We start from the raw sequence: 25,857 nt of genomic DNA, 5'->3' as shown, positions 1-25,857 counted from the left end.
CGGGCGGAGCCCGACACCGGAAAATCCCGCCGCTCCCATTAGTATTGTGATCGGCTGCGTGGAATCTCCGTGTCCGCCTCGGCCCGGCGCCACTTCCCGGGCCGCCCCACCACGCGGTCCGGAACGGCGCGCGGATGCTGAAAGGATGACACGATGGCCCGTAGCCCCGAGGACGCCCTCAAGGCGACCCTGGCCAGGGTCGCACCGGGAACGCAGCTGCGCGACGGGCTCGAACGGATCCTCCGCGGCCGGACCGGCGCCCTGATCGTCCTGGGCTTCGACCGCACCGTGGACTCCATCTGCTCCGGCGGCTTCGACATCGGCATCGACTTCTCCCCGACCCGCCTGCGCGAACTGGCGAAGATGGACGGCGCCATCGTCTGCGACCGCGACGCGAGCAACATCCTCAGGGCAGCCGTCCAGCTGGTGCCGGACAGCGCCATACCCACCCAGGAGTCGGGCACCCGCCACCGCACCGCCGAGCGGGTCGCCATCCAGACCGGCGTCCCGGTGATCTCCGTCAGCCAGTCGATGCAGATCATCGCGCTGTACGTCAACGGGCTGCGGCACGTGCTGGAGGGCTCCGAGCCCGTGCTCGCCCGCGCCAACCAGGCGCTGGCGACCCTCGAGCGATACCGGGCCCGCCTGGACCAGGTCACCAATTCCCTCTCCGCGCTGGAGATCGAGGCGATGGTCACCGTGCGCGACGTCGCCATCACCCTGCAGCGGCAGGAGATGGTCCGGCGGATCTCCGAGGAGATCTCCCAGTACGTCCTCGAACTCGGAGTCGACGGCAGGTTGCTGTCGCTGCAGGTGGAGGAACTCACGACCGGCCTTGGCCCCGGCAGTGAAATGGTGCTGCGGGACTACATGGATCCGAGCAGCAACGGTTCGACCCCCGAGGAACGGGTTGCCATCCTCCAGGGCTTCAGCTCCACCGACCTGATCGACCTCGGAACGATCGCCAGCGTCCTGGGGTTCAACCCTTCGACCGACTCCCTCGACGCCGTCGTCCAGCCCAAGGGGTACCGGCTGCTCTCGGGCATCAAGGCCGTACCCCCCGCCGTGGCGACCCGGCTCGTTGACCATTTCGACGGGCTGCAGAACATGATGGCCGCCAACATCGATGACCTCATGGCCGTGGACGGCATCGGCGAGCAGCGGGCCCGCACCGTGCGCGAGGGCCTCTCCCGGATCGCGGAGACGAGCCTGCTGGACCGGTTCATGTAGCCTTCGGGCGCAGGCGGCCGTCCGGCGGCGCCGGTGGTCCTACTCGAGGACGAAGGCGGCCGGAGCGCTCGTCCGGCTCCCGAGCCGGGTGGTCAGGGTGTAGGTTCCCGGTCCGGGCACCGCCTCGACGGCCTCGCACCCGGGCATGCTGCGGATCCGGTCCCAGGTGAAGGACGCCTTCTCCTCGGCGCCGGGGGCGATGTCCTTGGAGAGGTCCTCCGACCCGTCCTGGCAGTCGACCGACGAAAAGATGCGGTCTGCGGCGCTGGTGACCTGAAACTCCATCTGGGAGGTGCCCACGTTGACCGCGCACGGGGCCGCGCTCTCGTTGCGGACCACCAGGGTGAAGACGGGTTTGCCCTTCGGCCCGTACGCCTTCGCGTCGGTGACGGCCTCGACAACGACCTTCGCGGGGTCGCACTTCGCCGCCGCCGGGGGTTTGGGGGCCGGCGCGGACGCGGTGCCCTCCCCCGCCGGGGCGGGCTCGGCTGCCGGCGCCGGGCCGTCCCCGGCGAAGGCAGTGGCGACGGCCTTCGCGCCGACCGCGAGCGCGGCGACCACCAGGAGGGCAAGGATCGCGGCCACCAGCCGCCGCCGGCGGTAAACGGCCGGGCTCGGGCGGCGCGGTGGGTGCCCGGTGCTTCCGGAAAGGCGCGGCCTGCCTACTGGTTCCATGGTCCAAGGCTAGGGATTGCCTCCCGATTGCCGCAGGCACCACGCCGGTCAGTAGAGTGGGAAGAATTGTTCTCAGGAGTGTTCATGTTTTCTCGGCGGGACCTTCCAGCCCTGCACCGCTCGGTGATCGGGTGGTTCGACACAGCGGCACGGGACCTTCCCTGGCGCCGCCCCGACCGGTCGGCATGGGGTGTGCTCGTCAGCGAGGTGATGCTGCAGCAGACGCCCGTGGTGCGGGTGCTGCCCGTCTGGATGGAGTGGATGGCCCGCTGGCCCTCCCCCGCCGACCTGGCCGCCGAGCCGCCCGGAGAGGCAGTGCGGCACTGGGGACGGCTCGGGTATCCCCGGCGCGCCCTGCGCCTGCACGCGGCGGCCACCGCCATCGTCGAGCGCCACGGCGGGGCCGTCCCGGGAAACTACGCCGAACTGCTCGCCCTGCCCGGGGTGGGAAGCTATACGGCCGCCGCGGTGGCGGCCTTCGCCTTCGGACAGCGCGAGACGGTGGTCGACACCAACATCCGGCGCGTCCACGCCCGGGCCGTTACCGGCACCGCCCTGCCCGCCCGCTCGCTTTCAGCCGCGGAGATGCGCCTCGCCGCCGAACTGCTCCCCGCCGAGCCGGCCGAGTCGGTGCGCTGGAACGCCGCGGTGATGGAACTCGGGGCGCTTGTGTGCACGGCGCGGAGCCCGCAGTGCGCCTCATGCCCGGTGCGCGGCGCCTGCGTGTGGCTTGTGGCGGGCCGGCCCCCCGCCGAGTACGTCCCGAAGGGCCAGGCCTGGGCGGGAACCGACCGCCAGGTCCGCGGGGCGATCCTGGCGGTGCTGCGCGAGGCCGAGGGACCCGTGGGGAAGGAGCTGCTGCTGCGCGGGCCCGTCGACCTCGGCTTCGGCGGGCACGGGCCGAGGTCCGCGGCGCTCACCGGGCTGCACGGGCTCGGAGCACCCGAGGAGCAGCACGCGCGGGCCCTGGCGGGCCTGCTGGCGGACGGCCTCGCCGAGGAGACGGCGGCCGGGATCCAGCTGCCGGCCTAGTCCGGCCCGGGCTGCTACGGCAGCTCGCCGAAGCCGTCCTCGACGGCCGCGCCGATCAGCTCGATCGCCGCCTGGGCGTCCGGTCCCACGGCCTCGGCGCTCAGCGTCTTTCCCTTCCCCAGGCCGAGGCCCATCAGCAGCATCACCGACTTGCCGTCGATGCCGTTCACCGTGACCTCCGCGTCGAGGTCGGCCAGCCCCTGGGCCAGGACCGCCGCGGGACGGGCATGGAGGCCCATGTCGTTCGGGAGGACCCAGGATCCGCTGGCCTGCGGCCCCTCCGGAACCGGCGTCCGGGCCGTTCCGGGCGCGGCGGCCGACCGGCTCACGAACGGCTCAAGCGCGTCGGGGCGGATGGAGACCACCGCCTCCTCCGCTGCCCGCAGCACCTCCTCGAGGGAGCCGCCGGCCTGCGCCTGCACCGCGGCCGCGACCGCCCCTTCGACCAGGGCGGCGCTGGCCAGCCGGATGTTGGCGCGCCGATCCTCATCGAGGAACTCAAGGGCCATTTCGGCTGTCATCACCGCCGAGCCGAGGTCGGTGAGGATGACCACCCCGTCGCCCTGTTCGGCCTTCCCGATGCCGTCGGTGACCTTCTCGAAGCTCGTGCCGATCCGCGCCGCGCCGCCCCCGGCGTCCGTCCCGCCGGCGGGAACCAGGACGACGTCCCCCGCCATCTGGGCGGCGAGCTCGCACACCCCCTCGGCGATCTTGGTGCTGTGCGAAACGATGACGAGCCCAACGCTCATCCGGGTTCTCCGGCGGCCTCGGCCGCTGCTGCGAGGATGAGAGCCGTCGAGACCGCGCCCGGGTCGCGGTGGCCCGCACTGCGCTCCCCCAGGTAGCTGGCCCGGCCCTTGCGCGCCACCAGCGGATCGGTGGCGACGGCACCGGCCTCGGCCGCGTTGGCGGCCGCCGCAAGGACCGCGCCGGCCCCCGCGCCCGCGGCGGCGGCGGTCGCCGCAGCCTCCACGGCCGGGGTCCACGCATCAATCATCGTCTTATCCCCGCTGTCCGCCTTGCCGCGGGCGACGATGCCGTCCCGGGCGGCCGAGAGCATCGCCACGACGGCCTCCGGCTGCGCCTCCGCGGCATCGCCCAGGGAGGTCGCAGCGCGCAGCAGCGCCGTGCCGTACAGCGGCCCCGATGCTCCCCCAACGGTGGACATCAGGGTCATGGCGGCGGCCTTGAGCACCTCGGCGGGGGTGGCCGGCACCGGCCCGGCGTCGAGCTTGGCGACGACGGCGGCGAACCCGCGGTCCATGTTCTCGCCGTGGTCGGCGTCCCCGATCGCCCGGTCGAGCTCCATCAGCCGGACCCGGTTCTCCGCGATGGAGCCGGCGGCGGCGCGCAGCCACTCCTGGGCCCAGCCGGCGTCGAGCGCCACGCCTAGACCCCCCACCGCAGGGCGGCGGTGGAGACCGGGGAGTCCCACAGGGTGATCATCTCGTCATCGAGCTTCAGCACCGTCAGGGAGGCGCCCTCCATCTCAAGGGCGGTGATGTAGTTGCCCACGAGGGAGCGCTCCACGGTGACCCCGCGCTCCTTCAGGAGGGCGACGGCCTTGCGGTAGACGATGTAGAGCTCGCTGGCGGGGCTGCCGCCCATGCCGTTGACCATCAGCAGCACCCGGTCGCCGGAGCCGAGGTTCAGGTCGGCCGTGATGGGCTCGAGCAGGCGGGTGGTGATGCCGTCGGCGTCCTCCATGGCGATGCGGTGCCGGCCCGGCTCGCCGTGGATGCCGATGCCGATCTCGATCTCGTCCTCCGCGAGGTCGAAGCTCGGGACGCCGGCGTGGGGCACGGTGCTCGGCGCGAGGGCCGCCCCCATGGAACGGACGTTGTCGATGACCCGCTGCGCCACCGCGGTGACGGCGTCGAGGTCGTCGCCGCGCTCGGCCGCGGCTCCGGCGATGCGCTCGACGAAGACCGTGCCGCCGACCCCGCGGCGCCCGGCGGTGTAGAGGGAGTCCTCGACCGCGACGTCGTCATTGACGAGCACGGAGCGGACCTCGATGCCTTCGGCCGCCGCCAGCTCGGCGGCCGTCTCGAAGTTCAGGACGTCGCCGGTGTAGTTCTTGACGATGTGCAGGACCCCCGCGCCGCCGTCCACGGCGGTGGTCGCCGGGAGGATCTGGTCGGGCGTCGGCGAGGTGAACACCGCCCCGGGCACCGCGGCGTCGAGCATCCCGCGCCCCACATAGCCGGCGTGGAGGGGCTCATGGCCGCTGCCTCCACCGGACACCAGGCCCACCTTGCCCTGGACGGGCGCGTCCTTGCGCACGACGAACAGCGGATCAGGATGGACGGTGACCAGGTCGGCGTGGGCGAGGCCGAAGCCCTCCACCGACTCGTTGACAACGGCCTTGGGGTCATTGATGAGCTTTTTCACGAAGGTACGCTCCTTCTCGGCTGGGCGAGGTTCAGGACCGGCTGCCCCTGTGGACCGCGCCGGCCACGATGAACGATACCCGGTGGCGGAGTCCATTCCTATAGCGGTTTTTCCGCCCGCCTGCCGTGAGATGGCGTTAACGAACCGAGGAAGGGGCCCCGTAGCGGGGCGCCCTCCCTCGGCTGGGCCGGATGCGGTGATCCGGTTCCTGCGGTCTCTTAGCGGTCGTCCTTCTTGAAGGCGTCCTTGATGTTCTCGCCGGCATCCTTGAGGTTTGCCTTGGTCTGGTCCTTGTGGCCTTCGGCCTCGAGGCTCTGGTCGCCCGTGGCCTTGCCAAGACCTTCCTTGATCTTGCCGCCCAGGCCCTCGCCCTTGTTTCCGATCTTGTCGTCCAGTCCCATGATCGAACTCCTTCTCTCTCGGCCTACGGGCCCCGGTTCCGGGAAACCCAACCGCACCGCAAGCGATGCTAAGCACTCTTACTATATCGGGGCGGGGCCGCGTTGACCACCCGCGGCCGCGTGGAACCGCCTAGAGCAGGCGGATCATCCGCGTGTTTCCAAGGGTGTTGGGCTTCACCCGGGCCAGATCGAGGAACTCCGCCACACCCTCGTCGTGGGAGCGCAGGAGCTGCGAATACACCTCAGGGTCCACCGGCGACTGGTCGGCCATCACCTCGAAGCCGCGCTTGCGGAAGAACTCGACCTCGAAGGTGAGGCAGAAGACCCGCGTGACCCCGAGGGAGGCGGCGTCCTCGAGGAGCCGCTCCACCAGGGCGGTACCCACCCCGCGGCCCTTCGCCGCTTCCGCCGTCGCGAGGGTGCGCACCTCGGCGAGGTCCTCCCACATCACGTGGAGGGCTCCGCAGCCGAGCACCGTGCCGTTTTCATCCTCCGCGATGCGGAACTCCTGGAGCCCCTCATAGTAGGCGACGGTTTCCTTGGCCACGAGGACCCGGTCGTCGGCCAGCGGCGCCACCAGCGCGCGGATGGCGGCGACATCGGAGGTGCGGGCGGGCCGGATGTGGAAGGACGGGTTCACCCGCCCCAGTCTACAAAGCGCACCGGCGGACCGGCCGGATACACGAAGAGGCCCGCCCCGGTTTCCCGGGGCGGGCCTCTTGGTCGGCGTGGAGCGTGTCCGCAGGTGCCTACTCGGGGACGGTCGCCTCAATGGCGGGCGGCGCGTCCTCGATGGCCTTTGGCTCGCCGTGTCCGACGAAGGTGAACTTCGCGTCGACGCCTTCGCCCTCGACGTCGACCTCGACCCGTTCGCCGGACTTCAGGTCACCGAAGAGGATCTTCTCGGAGAGCTGGTCCTCGATCTCGCGCTGGATGGTGCGGCGCAGCGGCCGCGCACCCATCGCCGGATCGTAGCCGCGGGTCGCCAGCAGCACCTTGGCCGCCGGGGTCAGCTCGATCGTCATGCCCTTGTCCGCCATGCGCTTGCCGAGGCGCTCGAGGAACAGGTCCACGATCTCCACGATCTCGCTCTGGGTCAGCTGCGGGAACACGACGGTGTCGTCGACGCGGTTGAGGAACTCGGGCCGGAAGTGCTGCTTGAGCTCCTCCGTGACCTTGGCCTTCATCCGGTTGTAGCTGGTGTTGGTGTCGGTGCCCGACTGGAAGCCGGTCATGACGCCCTTGGAGATGTCGCGGGTTCCAAGGTTGGTGGTCATGATGATCACGGTGTTCTTGAAGTCCACCATGCGGCCCTGGCTGTCGGTCAGGCGGCCGTCCTCGAGGATCTGCAGCAGCGAGTTGAAGAGATCGGCGTGGGCCTTCTCCACCTCGTCGAACAGCACCACGGAGAACGGCTTGCGGCGGACCTTCTCGGTCAGCTGCCCGCCCTCTTCGTAACCGACGTAGCCCGGAGGCGCACCGAACAGGCGCGACACCGTGTGCTTCTCGGAGTACTCGGACATGTCCAGGGTGATCAGGGCGTCCTCGTCACCGAAGAGGAACTCGGCGAGCGCCTTGGCCAGCTCGGTCTTACCGACGCCGGTGGGGCCGGCGAAGATGAAGGAGCCGCCGGGACGCTTCGGGTCCTTGAGCCCGGCGCGGGTGCGCCGGATCGCCTGGGAGATCGCCTTAATCGCCTCGTTCTGGCCGATGACCCGCTTGTGCAGCTCATCTTCCATGTGCAGCAGGCGGGAGGACTCGGCCTCGGTGAGCTTGAAGACCGGGATGCCCGTGGAGTTCGCGAGCACTTCGGCGATCAGTTCCTCGTCGACCTCGGCGATGTCATCGAGTCCGCCCGACTTCCAGCGGCGCTCCTTGTCGGCGCGCTGGTCGTGGAGCTTCTGCTCCTTGTCGCGCAGCGACGCGGCACCCTCGAAGTCCTGGGCGTCGATCGCCGATTCCTTCTCGCGGCGCACCTCGTTGATGCGATCGTCGATCTCCTTGAGCTCCGGCGGAGCGGTCATCCTGCGGATGCGCAGCCGGGCACCGGCCTCGTCGATCAGGTCGATCGCCTTGTCCGGCAGGAACCGGTCGGAGATGTACCGCTCGGCGAGGGTCGCCGCGGAGGCAAGGGCGCCGTCGGTGATCGAGACGCGGTGATGCGCCTCGTACCGGTCGCGCAGCCCCTTGAGGATCTCGATCGCCAGGGCGACCGAGGGCTCGGCGACCTGGATCGGCTGGAAGCGGCGCTCGAGCGCGGCGTCCTTCTCGATGTGCTTGCGGTACTCATCGAGGGTTGTCGCGCCGATGGTCTGCAGCTCGCCGCGGGCGAGCATCGGCTTCAGGATGGAGGCCGCGTCGATGGCGCCCTCGGCGGCACCCGCACCCACGAGGGTGTGGATCTCGTCGATGAACAGGATGATGTCGCCGCGGGTGCGGATCTCCTTGAGCACCTTCTTCAGGCGCTCCTCGAAGTCGCCGCGGTACCGGGAGCCGGCCACGAGCGAGCCGAGGTCGAGCGTGTAGAGCTGCTTGTCGCGGATGGTCTCGGGGACGTCGCCGCGCACGATCGCCTGGGCGAGTCCCTCCACGACGGCGGTCTTGCCGACGCCGGGCTCGCCGATCAGCACCGGGTTGTTCTTGGTGCGGCGGGAGAGGACCTGCATGACGCGCTCCATCTCCTTCTCGCGCCCGATGACCGGGTCGAGCTTCGATTCACGCGCGGCCTGGGTGAGGTTCCGTCCGAACTGGTCGAGCACGACCGAACCGGCGGGGGTCCCCTCCTGCTGCTGGCCGCCGGCGGCTGCCGGCTCCTTGCCCTGGTAACCCGAGAGCAGCTGGATGACCTGCTGGCGGACCCGGTTGAGGTCCGCTCCAAGCTTCACCAGGACCTGCGCCGCAACCCCTTCGCCCTCACGGATGAGGCCCAGCAGGATGTGCTCAGTGCCGATGTAGTTGTGGCCAAGCTGCAGCGCTTCCCGCAGGGAAAGCTCAAGCACCTTCTTGGCGCGGGGGGTGAACGGGATATGGCCGGACGGCGCCTGCTGGCCCTGCCCGATGATCTCCTGGACCTGCTCTCGCACAGCACCCAGGGAAATGCTGAGTGATTCCAAAGCCTTGGCGGCAACACCCTCACCCTCATGGATGAGGCCAAGCAGGATGTGCTCGGTGCCGATGTAGTTATGGTTGAGCATGCGGGCCTCTTCCTGGGCCAACACGACAACTCGACGGGCACGATCTGTAAATCTCTCAAACATGAGACACACTCCTAGCTAACGCGTAACTCGATGCTACGTGTACCCGCCGAGGAATTGGGACGTGTTCGCCACAGGCGAGAATATGCCCGTAACAGCCCGCCTAGCGCTGCGCGGCGCGGTACGCCTCAACAATTTCGCTGTTGACGCGGCCCCGCGCGGAGACGTTGTACCCATTCTCCTTGGCCCATTCGCGGATCTGGGCCGCTTCCTGGTTCCGGGCCGGCGCGGCGCTTGCACGCTGCTGCTTGGAGGAGCTGCTGCGCCGGGCCGAGGAGATGTAGGTTCCCAGCGCCGAGCGGAGTTCCTTCGCGTGGGCCTCCGAGAGGTCGATTTCGTACTGGACGCCGTCGAGGCCGAACCGGACGGTTTCGTCGGCCTCGCCGCCGTCCACGTCGTCAATGAGGATGATTTTCACTTTCTGCGCCACCATGAGCTCCTGAATTAGTGCGTGTATGCGAATATCCCCTAATTAGATTATGGGGCACGCTCAGGACGCCGTCAAAAATTACTTCGCTGAATTAGTTCCGCCGATATCCGGTCCGGACTCCGGTCCGTCGGTTTCCACCGGTTGCTCCCCTGAACGATCTTCCTCCCGGTGAAGTTCCCGCGCCCGGGCCATCGCTTCCCGTTCGGACCGGTCGGCATTGAGGATGGTCCGCATCACAAAGTAGAAAAGGACGGCGAGGGTGGCCGAGGGCAGGAGCACTTCGAGGTATTGCATGGGGCTCAGCCCGCTTCCGGCTTCAAAAGGGGAAAGAGGATCGATTCACGAATTCCGGCATTTGTGAAAAGCATCACGAGGCGGTCGATGCCGAGCCCGATGCCCCCCATCGGCGGGGCGCCGTACTCGAGGGCGCGCAGGAAGTCCTCATCGAGCTGCATCGCCTCCTCGTCGCCGGCCGCGGCCCGCCGCGACTGCTCGGTGAGCCGCTCGCGCTGGATCACCGGGTCGATCAGCTCCGAGAAGGCCGTGCCGCGTTCCATGCCGCCGATGATCAGGTCCCACGCTTCGATGAGGCGGGGGGTGCTCCGGTGGGGCCGGGCGAGCGGCTGGGCCGACGGCGGATAGTCGTACACGAAGGTGGGCTGGATGAGGGTCGGCTCGACGAGCTCCGAGAACAGCTCAAGGACGAGTTTCTCCGCGTCCCACGCCGGATCCACCGACACCCCGCGCTCCCCGGCGATGCGGACCAACTCGCCCGCCCCGGTCTCCGGGGTGATCTCCTGTCCCACGGCCTCGGACAGGCCGGGATAGACCCCCAGCCACTTCCATTCGCCGTCGAGGTCGATGGTGCCCTGCGGCGTTTCGATGGTGCGCATGCCCAGGACGTCGGCGCAATTCAGAATCATTTCCTTCATCCGCTCGGCCATTCCGAACTGGTCGGTGTAGGCCTCGTAGGATTCGAGCATGGTGAATTCTGGGCTGTGCGTCGAATCGACGCCCTCATTGCGGAAAATCCGGCCGATCTCGTACACCCGGTCAATTCCGCCCACCACCGCCCTTTTGAGATAAAGCTCGAGCGCGATGCGGAGGGTCATTTTCTGGTCGAAGGCGTTGAGGTGGGTTTCGAAGGGCCGCGCGGCGGCCCCGCCGTGCACCAGCTGCACAATCGGAGTTTCCACTTCGATGTAATCGTTGGCGTGCAGGGTTTCCCGCAGCGAGCGGGTGATCATTGCACGGGTGCGCACCATGTTCCGGGCCTCCTCGCGCACCATCAGGTCGACGTAGCGCTGGCGGACCCGGGTCTCCTCGTTGAGTCCGGCGTGCAGGGTGGGCAGCGGGCGCAGCGCCTTGGAGGCCATGGTCCAGGCCGCGGCCATCACCGAGAGTTCCCCGCGCCGCGAGCTGACGACCTCCCCCGACACCTGCACGTGGTCCCCGAGGTCGACGAGGGCCTTCCACTCGGCGAGCTGTTCCTCCCCGATGACGGCCAGGCTGAGCATCACCTGCAGCCGGGTCCCGTCGCCCTCCTGGAGGGTCGCGAACGCGAGCTTGCCGGTGTTGCGGAGAAAGACGACCCTCCCGACGACGGCGACGTGCGTGCCGGAGGCCTCATCCGGCTCCAGGTCCGGGAATGCCGCCCGGATCTCGGCGAGCGAGTGCGTCCGTTCGGGCTTGACCGGGTAGGCCTCCCTGCCGCTCTCGAGCAGGCGGGCGCGCTTCTCGAGGCGGATGCGCATCTGCTCGGTGAAGTCGTCGGTGGAGAGGCCATCGGTCAGGAGGGGGTTTTCTGTGGTCACGGTAGCCAAGTTTACGGGGTTCCGGTAATCTCCGGGTCTCACCCGTCGCCGAGGACCATGTTGTCGATGAGCCTCACGGCGCCCACCCGGGCGGCGACCAGGGCCAGTGCCGTCCCGGTGAACGGCGTCGAGGCGCAGGGGAAGGCGAGCGGTTCGAGGGTGAGCGGGTCGACGACCTCGAGGTACTCGAGGCCCACGGCGGGCTCGCTGGCGATCATCGCCAGGACCGAGTCGGGGTCGAGGGGCTCGTTCCGCCCGGCCCGTTCCTTCAGCAGCCCCAGGGCACGCGGCAGCACGAGCGCCGCCCGGCGTTCGCTTTCGGAAAGGAAGCGGTTGCGGCTTGAGAGGGCGAGGCCGTCGGCGTCCCGGACGATCGGCACCCCGACGATCTCCACGGGGAAGTTCAGGTCGCGCACCATGCGCCGGACGAGCGCCAGCTGCTGGGCGTCCTTCTGGCCGAAGTACGCGCGGTAGTCGGCGGCGGCGTCGGGTGCCCCAAGGTGGAGGAGCTTGGCCACGACGGTGAGCATGCCGTCGAAGTGGCCGGGCCGGAACGCTCCTTCGAGCTTCTCCCCGAGGGGCCCGGCCTGCAGCCGGACCTGCGGGGGCCCGCCGGGGTAGACCTCCTCCGCCCCCGGAGCAAAGACCAGGTCCACCCCCTCCCCGCCCAGCAGCGCCAGGTCGGCCGCCAGGGTGCGGGGGTAGCGGTCGAGGTCGGCCTGTTCACCGAACTGCAGGGGATTGATGAAGATCGTGGTGACGACGACGTCGTTTTCGGCGCGGGCGGCCGCGGCGAGGGCTGCGTGGCCGGCGTGGAGCGCCCCCATCGTCGGCACGAGCCCCAGCGACGGACGCCGCGCGGCGCGGTCGGTGCCTGCCCCTCCGGCCGGGCGGCCGGCCTGGGCCCGGTGGAGCAGTTCTGAGCCGGCGCTCCGCAGCTCGTCGACCGTGGTGACGAGCCGTGGCGGGGTTGGTGCCGGCGTCATCGTCCGTCCTCGCTGCGGGTTGGTTCAAGGGCGGCCAGCACCGCGGCTCCCTGCTCGGCGCTGAGGACGCCGCGGTCGAGTGCGCGCAGGGTGGTGGCCTGGGCCATGTCGCGGTAGGCGAGGGCGATGTCGGCGGCGTCGTGGCGGGCCAGTGCCGCGCTGTGGGTGCGGATGGTCTCCACGTCGCCGCGGGCCACCGGGCCGGTCAGGGCGGACTCCCCGGAGGCCAGCGCGTTTTCGAGGGAGGCCTTCATGAGGGGGCCGAGCATCCGGTCCGGGTGCTGCACGCCGATGTCGCTCAGCAGCTGGGCCGACTGGGAGGCCAGGGTGACGAGGTGGTTCGAGGCATGGGCGAGCGCCGCGTGGTAGAGCGGCCTGCTCTCCTCGTCGATGACCACCGGTTCGGCGCCCATCTCCACCACGAGGGCCTGGGCGATCGGAAGGACCGCGGCCGGAGCCGTGATGCCGAAGGTGCATTCGGGCAGGCGGCCGAGGTCGAGGCTGAGGCCGGTGAACGTCATGGCCGGGTGGATGGCGAGCGGGATCGCCCCGGCCCCGCGGGCGGGGGCGAGGACCTCGGTGCCGTGGCGTCCCGAGGTGTGGACGACGAGCTGCCCGGGCTGCCAGACGCCAAGGCGCGCCAGTCCGTCGACGAGTCCGGGCAGGGCGTCGTCGGGCACGGCGAGGAGGACGAGTTCGGCGCGTTCGACGAGAACGGGAATGTCGAGGACCGGCACCCCGGGCAGGAGGGTTTCCGCGCGCTCCCTGCTCGCTTCGGAGACCGCCGATACTCCAACGACCGCGTGTCCCGCGGCGCGCAGGGCGGCGCCGAGCACCGCGCCGACCTTGCCGGCGCCGATGACGCCCACCCCCAGGCGCCCTGGTCGGCGTGAGGCTTCAGCGTTGTTCATGGTTACCGGGTCCCTCCGGAGTCTGGTGCACGGTTGGCTGGTCGGGCGGCGCGGCGGCGGGCGGCCCGTCGCCGGGGGGCGCTTCCTGCGTCGGCCCGGCACCGGGGGGCCCGTAGCTGGGCGCCGGGGCCTGCGTCGGCCCGGCACCGGGGGGCCCGTAGCTGGGCGCCGGGGGCATGACGGCGCCCGAAGGCTGCTGGATCGGACTCATCCACCGCTCGGGGACGCTTCGCCGGCGCGCCTCGGCCGCGCGCCGGGCCTGGCTTGAGAAGAGTTCGAGCGCCGCGGTTTCGTCGATGTGGCTCAGGGACGGCGCAACGGGTCCCGGCGTGGTCTGCAGCTGCAGTTCCATCACCCGCAGGGACCGCTCAATGGGGCCCTGGTGCAGGGACAGCGACTGGGTCCGCTCGTGCGGCACGACGGCGAGCCGGCGGTGGAAGGACCCCGACCGCACGAGCAGCGCGGTGCCGGTCACGGCGAACCCGCTGCGCCGCCAGGTCAGGGGCGCGAGCCACCGCGCGCGCCGCGGTGCGGTGGTGAAGCCCTCGGCCGGGCCCGAGGCCTCGAGGCCGGCGGTGAAGACGTCAAGGGGCCGCCCGGTGCCCGGGTCCGGAAGGACGAGCGCCAGGATGGAGAAGACCTCGGCGCGGGTTCCGACGGGCAGCAGCGTGGCCCTGGCCTGCCCTTCGCCGGAGACGGCGGCACCGTACCCGGCGACGTTGGCATTGATCCGGTACCAGCCCTTGAGCCGCCAGAGCAGCGGCTGGTCGATCCCGACGGCCTGCACCCTCCCCGGCGGGACGGTCTGCGCCCGGGTGTCGAGGAGGCCGTACCGGACCCGAATGCCGTCGGGCGAGAGGGCGGCCCGGAAGTTGTAGCCCGAGTTCAGGGCGTTCCAGTACGCGCCGGCGACGCCCAGCGCCATGGGGATGAGGGCCGGTGCGGCGAGCGGCGTGCGGAACACGACCGTGACAGTGCCGACGACCACCACAGCGGCCAGCAGGAGCACCGTGGTCCCCGAGAGCAGGACCGCGCCGACGATCCGCCCCGGGGGCACAGCGACGACCTCGCGCTCGGGGGCCTCGGGCACTCCCCCGGCGGCATCCGGGGCCACCTGGGCCCCGGAGGCGCGGGCCAGGATCGTGGCCCTGAGCTGCTGCGCCTCGGAGAGGCGGAGGAAGGCCAGGCGGACCGCCGACTCGCCGGCGTCGGCCACCTCGAACTTCAGCTCGGCGAGGCCGAAGACCCGGGCGAGGAAGGGCTGCACGACGTCGATTGCCTGGACGCGGTCGAGGCGGGCCTGCCGGTTCTGCCGGAACAGGATGCCCGAATTGACCCGGACATACTCCGCCGTGACCTGGTACCGGGTGAAGTACCACGACACGAGGAACCCGAGCGCGATCAGCGCGACGACGCCCAGGACGACGGCGATGGCCAGCGGGAGTCCGATGGCCCCCGGCAGCCCCGTCCGGGCACCGGGGCCGAAGAGGCCCTCGAACCAGTCCCTGCCGAAGAAGAAGGCGATGGCGGCCAGGGCGATCCAGCCGCGCACCAGCGGCGAGATCACGGAGACGCGGCGCCAGCCGTCCTCGGCCGGCGCGGGTGTCGGCGGCGCGCCGGGGAGGCTTCCGCCAGCCGGCCCGGTCCCGTGCCCGGACGGTCCCGGGACGGGTCCGGGGTGCTGGTCCGGGGAGGGTCCGCGGTGCGGGTCCGCGGCGCTCACAGCCCCGCCAGCCGGGCTTCCCCGCGGCTCGACAGCTGCTCGCGGAGCCGGGCGCCCTCGGCGGCGGGAAGGCCGGGGATGGCCGCGTTGGTGGACGGGGACGCGGTGTGCAGCTTCAGGGTGCACAGCCCGAACGCCCGCTCGAGCGGGCCCACCGCCACGTCGACGTACTGCATGCGCCCGTACGGGACGACGAGGGTGCGCTGGAAGATCACGCCGCTGCGGATCAGCAGATCGTCGTCGCGCTCCGCGTAGCCCAGGGCCCGCACCTGGCGGGGAAGCAGCAGCACCCTCCAGATACTGATGAGGAGCACTACGGCCGGCAGGGCGACGGCGATGGCCAGCGGCGGAAAGTCCGGCCACACCCCGGTGAGCCGGAGGATCAGCGGGATGCTGAAGATCAGCAGGTAGATCACCGAGCCGACGAACCAACCGATCAGGCGCACCCGCAGGTAGGCGGGCGAGACCCTGGACCAGACGACGCCCTCGGGATCGATGGGTTCCCTACGCATACTCCCCCTCGCTCGTTCCCGGAGTGCCGGCGCTGCCCTTGTCCCCGGGCGGAATCCTGCAGAACCCTTCGACGACCAGTCCGACGACGATCATGACGATGCCCGCGGCCATCAGGGCCAGCGTCCCCCAGACAGGGCCCAGGGTGTCGCGGACGGCCAGCAGGGAGAGCTGGTCGACGAGGATCCCTGCGTGCCAGCCGAGGCTGAGGGCGCCGGCATAGGCCGTCGCCTGCGCCAGGATCAGGGTGCGGGCCGCGAGGATGGGATTCAGCTCCCGGTCGCGCTTGCCGTTGCGCCACCGCAGCACCCTCAGCCCGAAGACCAGGGTCACGGCGATGATCAGCGCGACGGTCAGCAGCGAACTCAGGTGCAGCGAAGGGGTCGGGTAGCCGTTGTTCCCCGCCCAGAAGTTGACGGTCCACCCCAGCAGGCCGGAGAGGATGCCGATGCCGATGAGCCAACTGAACCGGATGCTCATTCCAATGCGCCTAGTCTTCCTCGAACTGGGTCACGCCCGGCAGGTCGGCGGCGCCGGCTGCGAGCTCGGCTACGGGCACACCGCCGAGCACGGCGGTGGAGTCCATTCTGGACCACGGGACGAGGACGAAGGCCCGCTCCGCGGCGCGGGGGTGGGGAACCGTCAGCCGGGGATCCGCCGAGGTCCATGCCCCAAAGGTGATGATGTCGATGTCGAGGGTCCGCGGGCCCCAGCGCACGGTGCGGGTCCTCAGGTGCTTCTCCTCGACGGCCTGGCAGAGCGCAAGCAGTTCGTAGGGGCCGAGGTCGGTGACGACCTCGATGACCTGGTTGAGGTAGTCCGGCTGCTCCGGGCCCCCGACGGCCCGGGTGCGGACCACGGGAGAGGCCGCGGACAGCCGCACCCGGGCGTCCGAGGTGAGCTCGGCGGCGGCCGCGGCAAGCGTGCCGCGGCTCTCGCCGAGGTTGCTGCCCAGGGCCAGGACGGCCCGCACCTCCGTACCGGTCGGCGCGGCCGTGGAGGCGGGTCCGGCAGGGTGCCGGGCCGTCGTCACTGCCTGCTCCGATGGAGGGTGACGGCGACGTCGCCGAACGGCACCGAAATGGGCGCCCGTGGCTTGTGCACGGTGACGTCGACCGCCTCGACGGGGTAGCCGGCGAGGATCTCGGCCGCGATCCTCTCGGCCAGTGCCTCGATCAGCTGGAACGGTTTCCCGGAGATGATCGAGGCGACCAGCTCGGCGACCTCCCCGTAGTGGGCCGTCCGGGCGAGGTCGTCGCTGGTCCCGGCGGGCCGCAGGTCCAAATGCAGCACCACGTCGACGACGAAGGGCTGGCCGTCGCGCCGCTCGAAGTCGAAGACCCCGTGGTGGCCGACGGCGGTGATGCCCTTCAGCGAGACGGCGTCGAGCTGCCGGAGCACCGTCATGGCCGGGCCCGGCCCGTCCACGCGGAGGCGACCTTGACGGCGTCGAGGGTGGGGCCGACCTCGTGCACCCGGACCCCCCAGGCGCCGTTCGCCGCGGCAAGGGCCGAGACCGCGACGGTCGCGGCGTCGCGTTCGGCCGGCGGCGCGGCCTTCCCGGCCGAGGTCAGCAGGGTGCCAAGGAAACGTTTCCGGGAGGCCGCGACGAGCACCCGGTGTCCGAGGGATGCGAAGCGGTCCAGGGAACGGAGCAGTTCCCAGTTGTGCCCGGCGGTCTTGGCGAAGCCCAGGCCCGGATCGAGGATGATCTTCTCCGGCTGCACTCCTGCCGCCGTGAAGGCGCCGCGCACCTCAAGGAGCTCGGAGATGACCTCGTCGACGACATCCGTGTAGGTCGCCAGGGAATCCATCGTTTCGGCGGTTCCCCGGCGGTGGGTCAGGATGTAGGGCACGCCGAGTTCGGCGACGAGCGCCGGCATCGCGGGGTCGAACTCCTTACCGGAGATGTCGTTGATGACCGCGGCTCCCGCCCGGACCGCCTGGGCGGCCGTCTCGGCGTGCATCGTGTCGATGCTGACGAGGGCGCCGGCCTTCACGAGCGCCCGAACCACGGGCAGTACCCGCTCCAGCTCCTCCTCGACCGGCACCGCCGCGGCGCCGGGGCGGGTCGATTCCCCGCCCACGTCGATGATGTCGGCCCCGGCGTAGTGCATCCGCAGTCCGTGCGAGATGGCGTCGTCGGTCGAGGAGTACCTGCCGCCGTCGCTGAAGGAGTCCGGGGTGACGTTGAGGATGCCCAGCACCATGGCACGGTCAGCAGGCAGCGCCTCGAACGTGCGCGGGGCACGCACCGGCCGGATCACCGGCAGCGGTGAGGTGGCGGGGCCGGTCCCGGGGGCTGCGGCGAGTGAATCCATTGTTTCGGGGTGTCCTATCTTCCAAGTATCAGGCTCATGGCCTCGGCGCGGGTCGCCGTTTCGCGGATCTGGCCGCGGACGGCCGAGGTCACCGTCTTGGCGCCCGGTTTCCGGATGCCCCGCATTGACATGCACATATGCTCACACTCAATGACCACGATCGCACCCTTGGGATTGAGGTGCGTCATCAGCGCCTCGACGATCTGCGTCGTCAGCCGCTCCTGCACCTGCGGGCGGCGGGCGTAGACCTCGACGAGCCGGGCCAGCTTGCTCAGGCCGGTGACCCGGCCGTCGTCCGAGGGAATGTATCCGACGTGGGCGGAGCCGTGGAACGGCACCAGGTGGTGCTCGCACGTCGAGTAGAAGGGGATGTCCTTCACCACCACCAGCTCCTGGTGATCGAGCTCGAAGGAGGTCGACAGCACCTCGGCGGCGTCCTGGTGGAGACCCGCGAACATCTCGGCGTAGGCCCGTGCCACGCGCCGCGGAGTCTCCACCAGCCCGTCGCGGTCGGGGTCCTCCCCGATCGCCTCCAGGATTTCGCGGACGGCCCGCTGGATGCGGGGCAGGTCCACCGGGGATCCAGAGGCGGCCAGGGCAGCGGCGATCACGTCATTGTCGAAGTCAGTCACGGCTCTGATCCTATCCCTGTGCGGCGGGCCGGCCGCCCTACGGGTGCCGGGATCCGGTCCCGCCCTTACCGTCGACGGCGGCGCCGTCGGAGTCCGGCGAGGGCAGGTCCGAGCTGTGGACGTCGAAGTCACCGGGGATGTCGGCGTCGGCGATCTGGTCCTGCGGGGCCACCGTCTCGGGAGCGGGCTGGCCGTTCTGCGCGGCCTGGGCCCGTTCCTTGGCCGAGACGACCGGAGGCAGCGAGTGCACCGGACGGGAGTCCTTCGACAGCCACACGTTGCGCAGGCCGCGCTTGCGCACGCTCGCGAAGACCTCGGCGATCTCGGCCTGGTTCAGCGTCTCCCGCTCGAGCAGTTCGAGCGCGAGGCGGTCGAGCACGTCGCGGTTCTCGGTGAGGATCTCGTAGGCCTCGTCGTGGGCGTTGTCGATCAGCCGGCGTACCTCTTCGTCGACGACGAAGGCCACCTGGTCGGAGTAGTCGCGGTCGCTGCCCATGTCCCGGCCCAGGAAGGGCTCCCCGGCGCCCTGGCCGAGCTTCACCGCGCCGATGCGCTCGCTCATCCCGTACTGGGTCACCATCTTGCGGGCCGTGCCGGTGGCCTTCTCGATGTCGTTCGAGGCGCCGGTGGAGGGATCGTGGAAGACGATCTCCTCGGCGACCCGCCCGCCCATGGCGTAGGCGAGCTGGTCGAGCAGCTCATTGCGGGTGACCGAGTACTTGTCGTCCATCGGCAGCACCATGGTGTAGCCGAGGGCGCGGCCGCGCGGCAGGATGGTGATCTTCGTGACCGGGTCGGTGTTGCGCAGGGCGGCCGCCACGAGGGCGTGTCCGCCCTCGTGGTAGGCGGTGATCTTCCGCTCGAGTTCCTTCATGACGCGGCTGCGCTTCTGCGGGCCGGCGATGACGCGGTCGATCGCCTCGTCCAGGGCGCGGTCGTCGATCAGCTGGGCGTTCGAGCGCGCGGTGAGCAGCGCGGCCTCGTTGAGCACGTTCGCCAGGTCGGCGCCGGTGAACCCGGGGGTCTTCTTGGCCACCGACTTCAGGTCCACTCCGGGTGCCATCGGCTTGCCCTTGGCGTGGACCGCGAGGATCTGGTCGCGGCCCTTCATGTCGGGGGCCTCGACGCCGATCTGCCGGTCGAACCGGCCCGGGCGCAGCAGCGCCGGGTCGAGGACGTCGGGGCGGTTGGTGGCGGCGATCAGGATGACGTTCGTCGTCGAATCGAAGCCGTCCATTTCGACGAGGAGCTGATTGAGGGTCTGCTCGCGCTCGTCGTTGCCGCCGCCGACGCCGGCACCGCGGTGCCGGCCCACGGCGTCGATCTCGTCGACGAAGATGATGGCCGGTGAATTGTTCTTGGCCTGCTCGAAGAGGTCGCGGACGCGGGAGGCGCCCACGCCGACGAACATCTCGACGAAGTCCGAACCGGAGATCGAGTAGAACGGCACGCCGGCCTCGCCGGCCACGGCCCGCGCCAGCAGGGTCTTGCCGGTGCCCGGAGGCCCGTACAGCAGCACGCCCTTGGGGATCTTGGCACCCAGGGCCTGGAACTTCGCCGGCTCCTGGAGGAATTCCTTGATCTCGAGCAGTTCCTCGACGGCCTCGTCGGCACCGGCGACGTCGGTGAAGGTGACCTGCGGCATGTCCTTGGAGATGAGCTTGGCCTTGGACTTGCCGAACTGCATCACCTTGGAGCCGCCGCCCTGCATGCGGCTGAGGAGGAACCAGAAGATGAGGCCGAGGATCAGGATGGGGAAGATCAGGCCGAAGACGCTGAGGAACCAGTTGCTCTCGACCGGCTGGTCGGTGAAGCCTTCGACGTCGGACTCGTTGACCGCCTCTACGACATCCTCGGCACGGGCGGTGCTGAAGAAGAACTGGACGCTGCGGCCCAGGTCCTCGTAGTCGTCCCGGAGGGTAAGGTCGACGCGCTGCTCGCCGTCGTGGATCTTGGCCTGCTCCACCCGGTTGTCCCGCAGGAGCTCCAGGCCGACATTGGTGTCGACCCTGCCGGAGCTGCCGCTGAACAGGCTGGGGACGATGAAGAGGAGCCCGGCGAGTGCCAGGACGATCCAGATGACCGGCCCCTTGAACATGTTCTTATATTTCATTCTTCTCAGGGCTGCGCACCCTGTCCCTCCTGCTTATGCCGGAAATAGCGTGTTCCGTCCGCCGTCACCTCGAAACACTCAAGATATACACGGTTTCAGATGCAACACGTCCGGTTTCGGGCATAAGTTCCCTGTGGGCGTACAGCCCGGGCCCCGCCGCCGGGCCCGCCGCCTACTCGTAGACGTGCGGGGCGAGGGTGCCGATGAAGTCGAGGTTGCGGTACTTCTCGGCGAAGTCGAGGCCGTACCCGACGACGAATTCATTCGGAATGTTGAATCCCACATATTTCACGTCGATGTCGACCTTCGCGGCGTCGGGCTTGCGCAGCAGGGTGCAGATTTCGACCGAGGTGGGCCCGCGGGAGAGGAGGTTGGCCTTGAGCCAGGAGAGGGTCAGGCCGGAGTCGATGATGTCCTCGGCGATGAGCACGTGCTTGCCCATGAGGTCGGTTTCGAGGTCCTTGAGGATCCGCACGACGCCCGAGGACTGCGTCCCGGAGCCGTAGGAGGACACGGCCATCCAGTCCATGGTGATGTGGGAGTGCAGGGCCCGGGCCAGGTCGGCCATCACCATCACGGCGCCCTTGAGCACGCCCACGAGGAGGATTTCCCGCCCCTGGTAGTCGGCGTCGATCTGCGCTGCAAGTTCGGTCACGCGCTGCTGAATCTGTTCCTTGCTGTACAGGACGTGCTTCAGGTCTGACTCGACGTCGTTGGAATCCACCAATTACTCCTGGGTTGAACGGCTCGGCGGCTCCGTGCCGGGACGGTTTTTTCTAAACACAAGATTGCCATAGCTTGGCCCGCCCCGAAGAACCGATTTCCCCCGGACCTGCCGGTACACGCCGACGAATCCGCCGAGCTGGACCGGCCCGGCGGAGCCGCGCCGTTCGAGGAGGGTCTCGGCGGCGAGCAGGCGTTCGAAGCTGGGCTGGAACCCGCCGAGTTCGACGGCGGCCAGGGCCAGGACCCGTTGGCGCAGCGAGGCGGGCAGCTCCCGCAGGCCCTCCTCCGGCAGGAGAATGTCCCCATCGACCTCCGTGCGCAGCCGGCCGTACGCCTGGGAACTGAGCTGTTCCAGGTAGTCGGCGTCCTGGCCGAGGATCCGGGCGGAGCGGTACAGCGCGGAGGCGATGCCGGGCCCGAGCTGGTCCTCGAGGTAGGGCAGCACCGCCGCCCGGACCCGGGAGCGGGCGAAGGCCGGATCGGTATTGGCGGGGTCGTGCCAGGGCTCGAGGCCGTAGAAGGAGCAGATCTCCTCCGTATCGGCACGCCGCAGGTCGAGGAACGGCCTGCGGTAGCGTCCGCGCCGGGCCGGCATGCCGGCGAGGGAGCGGGTTCCTGAGCCGCGGGCCAGCCCGAGCAGGACCTGCTCCGCCTGGTCATCGAGGGTGTGCCCCAGGAGGACGGCCACCGCGCCGGTCTCCTGCGCCGCGGCGTCGAGGGCGGCGTAGCGGGCCGACCGGGCGGCCGCTTCGGGGCCCATCCCGGCCGCGGCAACCTCGACGGTACGCACCTCGACCGGGGAGAGTCCGAGCTCCCGCAGCTGGGCCGCGGCGTTTTGCGCGACGGCCCCGCTGCCGTCCTGCAGGCCGTGGTCGACGACGACGGCCCCCACCCCGCACCGGCCCACCCGGGCGAGATGGACGGCGGCGGCGGCCAGGGCGAGCGAGTCCGGACCGCCGCTGCAGGCCACAAGCACCAGGGGCGGCCCGTCGGGGCCCGGCGCCGCACCGGCCGGGTGCAGCACATCGGCCAGGGCGTCCTCCACCCGGTTCCGCGCCGCAGCGGCCACGGGGTTCAGGCGCGGGCGCCTAGCCATGGCGGTGCAGGCTCATCCTGTCGATCCATTCATCGGGGGCGTGGATCTCCCGCTCGGTGGGCAGGTGGGCCTCGGCCTCCCAGACGAGGTTGAACCCCTCCATCCCGGTCTGGTCGACGACGCGCCGCACGAACTTCGCCCCGTCGCTGTACTGGCGCATCTTGGCGTCGAGGCCCAGGAGCTGGCGGATGAGTTTTTCCACGGGCCCGCGGGACTTGCCGCGGGCGTTGAAGCGGCGTCGGATGGTCTTCACTGTCGGGACGATGCCCGCATCCACTCCGTCCATCACGACGTTCGCGTGGCCCTCGAGGAGGCTCATCACGGCGGTCAGGTGGGACAGGCGCGCCTTGTCGTCCGGGTCCTGGAGCACCGACAGCAGGCCGGTGCCGTGGACCTTCCCGCCGTCGGGCCACTGTTCAACACCGGCCGCACCGCGGCCCCGGTCCCCCTTGGGCACACCGAGGCTCTTCGCCGCCGCGGCAAGGCGTTCGGAAAGGGTGTCGGCCTTATCCATCATCCCGGTGGTCAGCTCCGAGATGGAGGAGATCATGTGGTCCTTCAGCCAGGGCGCAGCGGCGAACTGGACCCGGTGGGTCTGCTCGTGCAGGCAGACCCAAAGGCGGAAGTCCGACGGGTCGACGTTCAGCTCGCGCTCGACGGAGATGATGTTGGGCGCCACGAGCATCAGGCGCCCGCCGGCGCCGTTGCGGGAGGGGACGAACGGGTCGTACTGGCCCAGCACCTTGCTCGAGAGGAACGCCAGGATGGCCCCAAGCTGGGCGCCGGTGACGCTGCCGCCGAGGCTGACCGAGGCGGCCTTGAGGATTTCCGGCTTGGACTGCGCGAGGTGCTCAAGGGCCGGCTCGATGAGCACCCGGAAGCTCTGCGTGTTGGCCTTCGCCCAGGAGGCCCGGTCCACGATGAGGAGTTCGGAATCGCGAAGGTCCCGCGCCGCATCCAGGCGGGAGATGGCGTGGACGTGGGCCACCGAGGCGTCGGCCTGTGCGCGGAGGTTGTCCACGGCGGCGTTGATCTCGCGCGGCGTCATTGACGGTCCGGCCGGAGCGAGGCGGGCGGCGCTGCCGGCGGCGAGGTCCCAGTTCACCAGCCGGGGCAGTTGGGGGGTGGATGAAACGATTGGCTTCTTGGGCTCCATGACCCAATTCGATCACATCCGGCTCCCGGCCGCTCGGGAGCGACCCCGGGTGGCAGCTTGCGGGACGGATCGAGGACGGGACGGACCGGGCCGTCAGCGGCATCCGCAGGCGGCCAGCGCCGCCGCGGCCCGGTCGACGGCGTCGCGGGCCTCCGCGGTGCGGCCCTCGACCCCCGAGGCCATCAGGGAGAAGGCAAGCAGGCGTCCTTCGGCCGTGACGACATAGCCGCTCAGTGCGGTGACGGCGTTCAGGGTGCCGGTCTTGGCCCGGACCACCCCCGCCCCGCCCGCCGTCGGAGCGTCCGGGGCGAAGCGTTCGCGCAGTGTCCCCGACAGCCCCGCGACCGGCAGCAGGCCCGGCAGGCCGGCAAGGGCGGGACGCTCGGAGGAGGCCGCGGCGTGCAGCAGGGCGGCGAGCTGGGCCGGTGTGGCCGAGTTGTCCACCGACAGTCCCGCCGCGTCCCCGATCCGGAGGCCCTCCCCCTCAAGACCCAGCCGGTCGGCGGTGTCCGCAAGCACCGCCGCCGCGCCGTCGGAGCTCGCCGGCCCGCCGGCCGCCGCGGAGGCGAGGCGCGCCAGCGACTCGGCGAGGTAGTTGTCCGAGAGGACCAGCATGTGTTCGACCTGCTCGCGGAGCGTCGCCGACCGCACCGTAGCCACCGGCTCGGCGGCCTCCGGCACGGCGGCGCGGACGGGTCCGCCGAGCACCTCGACGCCGCGTTCGGCCGCGGCCGCGGCCAGGGCGGCGGTGAACGCGTCGGCGGCGCGGAGTGCGGGGTCGGCGTCGCGGGCCCCGGCCTGCCGCTCCTCATCCTGCCAGGCGGAATTGACGGCCAGCGGGTACACCGGGGCGAGTTCCCCGGCCTCCAGGTCGCCCTGCGCCCAGGACGGGTTCAGCGGCGGACCGTCGAAGAGGGAGTCATCGACCGCGACGCGGTAGGGGCCGGCTGCGGGATCCAGGGTTGCGGCGGTCTCCTGCGCGAGGGTCGACAGGCCCGCGCGGCCCCGCACCGAACCCGGGTCGGAGGGCCCCGAGCCCAGCAGCACGTCGCCGCCGCCGCGGAGGTAGAGCACGCCGTCCCCGGCGGCGTGCACGGTCGTCTCCAGCCGGTCCTCCGGCTCGAGGGTGTCCAGGACGGCGGCTGCCGTCAGCAGCTTGAGGTTGGACGCCGGGGCCTGCGCCTCGTCGGCGCCGCTGCTGTAGAGCACCTTGCCGGTGGTGGCGTCGCGGACCACCCCGGTGAACCGCCCGCCGCCGGGCAGCTGCAGTTCCGCCTCGAGCAGCGGGGCGAGCACCTCCGGGCGCGGTGTCGGGGTGGCGGGCGAAAGGGCCGAGACGACGCCGGGTTCGAGCAGGCGGGCCGGCGGGCGCTGCAGGACCGGCGGTGGAACCTCGGCATCCCGGCCCCCGCCGGTGAGCTCGGCCACGGCGGGAGGGACCACGCGCACCGACAGGGGCAGCGCCAGCACCGCAAGGACCGCCGCGAGCAGCACGGCGGTCAAGCGTCGGGCCTGGCGCTTCATGGATTCCTTCCGGAAGGTTCAACGGGAACGCCGGACGGCGGAAAATGCCGGGAAGCGGGCCACGACCGATATGTTAGTGCAGAAGTTTAAACAGTAAACGGGCGGCCGGGCTCCGCGGACCGGACAGCCGGAGCCCGCCACCAGCCCCCTGCCAGTACCCACCGAGGAGTTGCCATGAAGCTCGACGTCACCATCGAGATCCCGAAGGGATCCCGCGTCAAGTACGAGATCGACCACGAGACCCACCGGCTGCGGCTGGACCGTGTGCTGTTCACGGCGATGCAGTACCCGACCCACTACGGGTACTTCGAGAACACCCTCGGTGAGGACGGCGACCCGCTCGATGCCCTGGTGCTGCTGCAGGATTTCGACCTGATTCCGGGCGTCCTCGTCGAGTCACGCCCGATCGGCGTCTTCAACATGACCGATGACGGCGGCGGGGACGCCAAGGTGCTCTGCGTGCCGGTCGATCCGCGCTTCGATGACATCCAGGATCTCTCGGACGTCTCGACGTTCCTGCTCGACGAGATTAAGCACTTCTTCACCCGCTACAAGGACCTCGAGCCCGGCAAGTGGGTCGAAGCGGCCGAGTGGGCGGGCCGTGAGGCGGCGGAGGCCGAGGTTGAGGCCTCGCTGGAGCGCTTCAAGCGGCAGGGCGAGACCAGCGCGGCCGACGAGCCGCAGGGCCGCGGCGTCGAGGTTGAGGCCGACAACGCCACGGCGGTTCCCGAAGGGCGCTGACGCCCTTCGTCCCCGGTGTGCCGCGCCCGCAACCGCAATCGGTTGATTTGCGGTAACCGTGAAGCATACTGGGGCAATGCAATACGTGCTCACCATCAACCAGCGCGATTCGCGCGAGGTGGGCGACCTGGTGGGAGGGGGGCGCCGGGGAGCCCCGGCCCCCCCCCCCGCCATTGCCCTTCCCCCCCCTT

Annotated in this window: 27 protein-coding genes; 3 read left to right on the top strand and 24 right to left on the bottom strand. The window is 70.4% G+C overall.

What is annotated here, in order from left to right; translation table 11 throughout:
- Positions 1 to 153 precede the first annotated feature (153 nt).
- On the top strand, positions 154 to 1,230 hold the full coding sequence (gene disA / locus ACX80W_RS07470; RefSeq protein ID WP_459281888.1) for a DNA integrity scanning diadenylate cyclase DisA: 1,077 nt from the start codon (positions 154 to 156) through the stop codon (positions 1,228 to 1,230).
- A 39-nt stretch (positions 1,231 to 1,269) separates the two neighbouring features.
- On the opposite strand, the gene ACX80W_RS07465 is transcribed toward disA, so the two are convergent.
- Complete coding sequence (locus tag ACX80W_RS07465; protein ID WP_459281886.1) at positions 1,270 to 1,905, bottom strand: hypothetical protein; 636 nt, start codon at positions 1,903 to 1,905, stop codon at positions 1,270 to 1,272.
- Positions 1,906 to 1,989: 84 nt separating this feature from the next.
- On the opposite strand from ACX80W_RS07465, the gene ACX80W_RS07460 reads away from it, so the two are divergent.
- The gene (locus tag ACX80W_RS07460; RefSeq protein WP_459281884.1) at positions 1,990 to 2,937 is read left to right on the top strand and encodes an iron-sulfur binding domain-containing protein; all 948 of its coding nucleotides are present in this window, start codon (positions 1,990 to 1,992) and stop codon (positions 2,935 to 2,937) included.
- A 14-nt stretch (positions 2,938 to 2,951) separates the two neighbouring features.
- Here the strand turns inward: ACX80W_RS07460 and dhaM are convergent, their stop codons facing one another.
- The 23 genes from dhaM to dacB form a co-directional block, all read right to left on the bottom strand.
- Positions 2,952 to 3,686 (bottom strand): dihydroxyacetone kinase phosphoryl donor subunit DhaM, encoded by a 735-nt coding sequence (gene dhaM / locus ACX80W_RS07455; RefSeq protein ID WP_459281882.1) that lies wholly within the window; start codon positions 3,684 to 3,686, stop codon positions 2,952 to 2,954.
- Complete coding sequence (dhaL, locus tag ACX80W_RS07450) at positions 3,683 to 4,324, bottom strand: dihydroxyacetone kinase subunit DhaL (RefSeq protein ID WP_459281880.1); 642 nt, start codon at positions 4,322 to 4,324, stop codon at positions 3,683 to 3,685. The genes dhaM and dhaL overlap by 4 nt, the downstream gene beginning before the upstream one ends.
- A 2-nt stretch (positions 4,325 to 4,326) precedes the next feature.
- Positions 4,327 to 5,328 (bottom strand): dihydroxyacetone kinase subunit DhaK, encoded by a 1,002-nt coding sequence (gene dhaK, locus ACX80W_RS07445; RefSeq protein ID WP_459281878.1) that lies wholly within the window; start codon positions 5,326 to 5,328, stop codon positions 4,327 to 4,329.
- Between the two features lie 218 nt (positions 5,329 to 5,546).
- Positions 5,547 to 5,729: a CsbD family protein gene (locus ACX80W_RS07440; protein ID WP_459281876.1), complete on the bottom strand. Its 183-nt coding sequence runs from the start codon at positions 5,727 to 5,729 to the stop codon at positions 5,547 to 5,549.
- A gap of 130 nt (positions 5,730 to 5,859) precedes the next feature.
- Complete coding sequence (locus ACX80W_RS07435; protein WP_459281875.1) at positions 5,860 to 6,369, bottom strand: amino-acid N-acetyltransferase; 510 nt, start codon at positions 6,367 to 6,369, stop codon at positions 5,860 to 5,862.
- A 109-nt stretch (positions 6,370 to 6,478) separates the two neighbouring features.
- Positions 6,479 to 8,986 carry an ATP-dependent Clp protease ATP-binding subunit gene (locus ACX80W_RS07430; protein WP_459281874.1) on the bottom strand — a complete coding sequence of 836 codons (2,508 nt, stop codon included), beginning with the start codon at positions 8,984 to 8,986 and terminating at the stop codon, positions 6,479 to 6,481.
- 100 nt (positions 8,987 to 9,086) lie between these two features.
- Positions 9,087 to 9,413, bottom strand: coding sequence for a histone-like nucleoid-structuring protein Lsr2 (locus ACX80W_RS07425; RefSeq protein WP_120166428.1), 327 nt, complete (start codon positions 9,411 to 9,413; stop codon positions 9,087 to 9,089).
- A gap of 78 nt (positions 9,414 to 9,491) precedes the next feature.
- On the bottom strand, positions 9,492 to 9,707 hold the full coding sequence (locus ACX80W_RS07420) for a hypothetical protein (RefSeq protein ID WP_459281873.1): 216 nt from the start codon (positions 9,705 to 9,707) through the stop codon (positions 9,492 to 9,494).
- Between the two features lie 5 nt (positions 9,708 to 9,712).
- Positions 9,713 to 11,167, bottom strand: coding sequence for a lysine--tRNA ligase (gene lysS, locus ACX80W_RS07415; protein WP_459282239.1), 1,455 nt, complete (start codon positions 11,165 to 11,167; stop codon positions 9,713 to 9,715).
- Between the two features lie 98 nt (positions 11,168 to 11,265).
- The gene (gene panC, locus ACX80W_RS07410; protein ID WP_459281871.1) at positions 11,266 to 12,213 is read right to left on the bottom strand and encodes a pantoate--beta-alanine ligase; all 948 of its coding nucleotides are present in this window, start codon (positions 12,211 to 12,213) and stop codon (positions 11,266 to 11,268) included.
- The gene (locus tag ACX80W_RS07405) at positions 12,210 to 13,124 is read right to left on the bottom strand and encodes a Rossmann-like and DUF2520 domain-containing protein (RefSeq protein WP_459281869.1); all 915 of its coding nucleotides are present in this window, start codon (positions 13,122 to 13,124) and stop codon (positions 12,210 to 12,212) included. The genes panC and ACX80W_RS07405 overlap by 4 nt, the downstream gene beginning before the upstream one ends.
- A complete protein-coding gene (locus ACX80W_RS07400) occupies positions 13,111 to 14,847 on the bottom strand; it encodes a PH domain-containing protein (RefSeq protein WP_459281867.1) in 1,737 nt (578 codons plus the stop codon). The genes ACX80W_RS07405 and ACX80W_RS07400 overlap by 14 nt, the downstream gene beginning before the upstream one ends.
- Positions 14,844 to 15,359 carry a PH domain-containing protein gene (locus tag ACX80W_RS07395; RefSeq protein WP_459281865.1) on the bottom strand — a complete coding sequence of 172 codons (516 nt, stop codon included), beginning with the start codon at positions 15,357 to 15,359 and terminating at the stop codon, positions 14,844 to 14,846. The genes ACX80W_RS07400 and ACX80W_RS07395 overlap by 4 nt, the downstream gene beginning before the upstream one ends.
- Positions 15,352 to 15,837 (bottom strand): DUF3180 domain-containing protein, encoded by a 486-nt coding sequence (locus ACX80W_RS07390; protein ID WP_459281863.1) that lies wholly within the window; start codon positions 15,835 to 15,837, stop codon positions 15,352 to 15,354. Before ACX80W_RS07390 ends, ACX80W_RS07395 begins: the two co-directional genes overlap by 8 nt.
- 10 nt (positions 15,838 to 15,847) lie before the next feature.
- Entirely contained in the window at positions 15,848 to 16,390 is a 543-nt protein-coding gene (gene folK, locus ACX80W_RS07385; protein WP_459281861.1) for a 2-amino-4-hydroxy-6-hydroxymethyldihydropteridine diphosphokinase, read from the bottom strand.
- Positions 16,387 to 16,764 carry a dihydroneopterin aldolase gene (gene folB / locus ACX80W_RS07380; RefSeq protein ID WP_459282238.1) on the bottom strand — a complete coding sequence of 126 codons (378 nt, stop codon included), beginning with the start codon at positions 16,762 to 16,764 and terminating at the stop codon, positions 16,387 to 16,389. The genes folK and folB overlap by 4 nt, the downstream gene beginning before the upstream one ends.
- The gene (folP, locus tag ACX80W_RS07375; protein ID WP_459281860.1) at positions 16,761 to 17,678 is read right to left on the bottom strand and encodes a dihydropteroate synthase; all 918 of its coding nucleotides are present in this window, start codon (positions 17,676 to 17,678) and stop codon (positions 16,761 to 16,763) included. The genes folB and folP overlap by 4 nt, the downstream gene beginning before the upstream one ends.
- Before the next feature lie 14 nt (positions 17,679 to 17,692).
- Positions 17,693 to 18,310, bottom strand: coding sequence for a GTP cyclohydrolase I FolE (gene folE / locus ACX80W_RS07370; protein WP_459281858.1), 618 nt, complete (start codon positions 18,308 to 18,310; stop codon positions 17,693 to 17,695).
- 37 nt (positions 18,311 to 18,347) lie between these two features.
- Positions 18,348 to 20,423: an ATP-dependent zinc metalloprotease FtsH gene (ftsH, locus tag ACX80W_RS07365; RefSeq protein ID WP_459281856.1), complete on the bottom strand. Its 2,076-nt coding sequence runs from the start codon at positions 20,421 to 20,423 to the stop codon at positions 18,348 to 18,350.
- Positions 20,424 to 20,595: 172 nt separating this feature from the next.
- The gene (gene hpt / locus ACX80W_RS07360) at positions 20,596 to 21,147 is read right to left on the bottom strand and encodes a hypoxanthine phosphoribosyltransferase (RefSeq protein WP_459281854.1); all 552 of its coding nucleotides are present in this window, start codon (positions 21,145 to 21,147) and stop codon (positions 20,596 to 20,598) included.
- 3 nt (positions 21,148 to 21,150) lie between these two features.
- The gene (tilS, locus tag ACX80W_RS07355; protein ID WP_459281852.1) at positions 21,151 to 22,245 is read right to left on the bottom strand and encodes a tRNA lysidine(34) synthetase TilS; all 1,095 of its coding nucleotides are present in this window, start codon (positions 22,243 to 22,245) and stop codon (positions 21,151 to 21,153) included.
- Entirely contained in the window at positions 22,238 to 23,401 is a 1,164-nt protein-coding gene (locus ACX80W_RS07350; RefSeq protein ID WP_459281850.1) for an Rv3626c family coenzyme F420 biosynthesis-associated protein, read from the bottom strand. The genes tilS and ACX80W_RS07350 overlap by 8 nt, the downstream gene beginning before the upstream one ends.
- Positions 23,402 to 23,494: 93 nt before the next feature.
- Complete coding sequence (dacB, locus tag ACX80W_RS07345; RefSeq protein WP_459281848.1) at positions 23,495 to 24,925, bottom strand: D-alanyl-D-alanine carboxypeptidase/D-alanyl-D-alanine endopeptidase; 1,431 nt, start codon at positions 24,923 to 24,925, stop codon at positions 23,495 to 23,497.
- A gap of 174 nt (positions 24,926 to 25,099) precedes the next feature.
- On the opposite strand from dacB, the gene ACX80W_RS07340 reads away from it, so the two are divergent.
- The gene (locus ACX80W_RS07340) at positions 25,100 to 25,666 is read left to right on the top strand and encodes an inorganic diphosphatase (RefSeq protein ID WP_459281846.1); all 567 of its coding nucleotides are present in this window, start codon (positions 25,100 to 25,102) and stop codon (positions 25,664 to 25,666) included.
- The last annotated feature ends 191 nt before the right edge of the window (positions 25,667 to 25,857 follow it).

It is taken from the genome of Arthrobacter melezitosi (assembly GCF_054511055.1).
The sequence above is the reverse complement of the archived record's forward strand: the minus strand, read 5'-3'. Positions and strand labels throughout refer to the sequence as shown.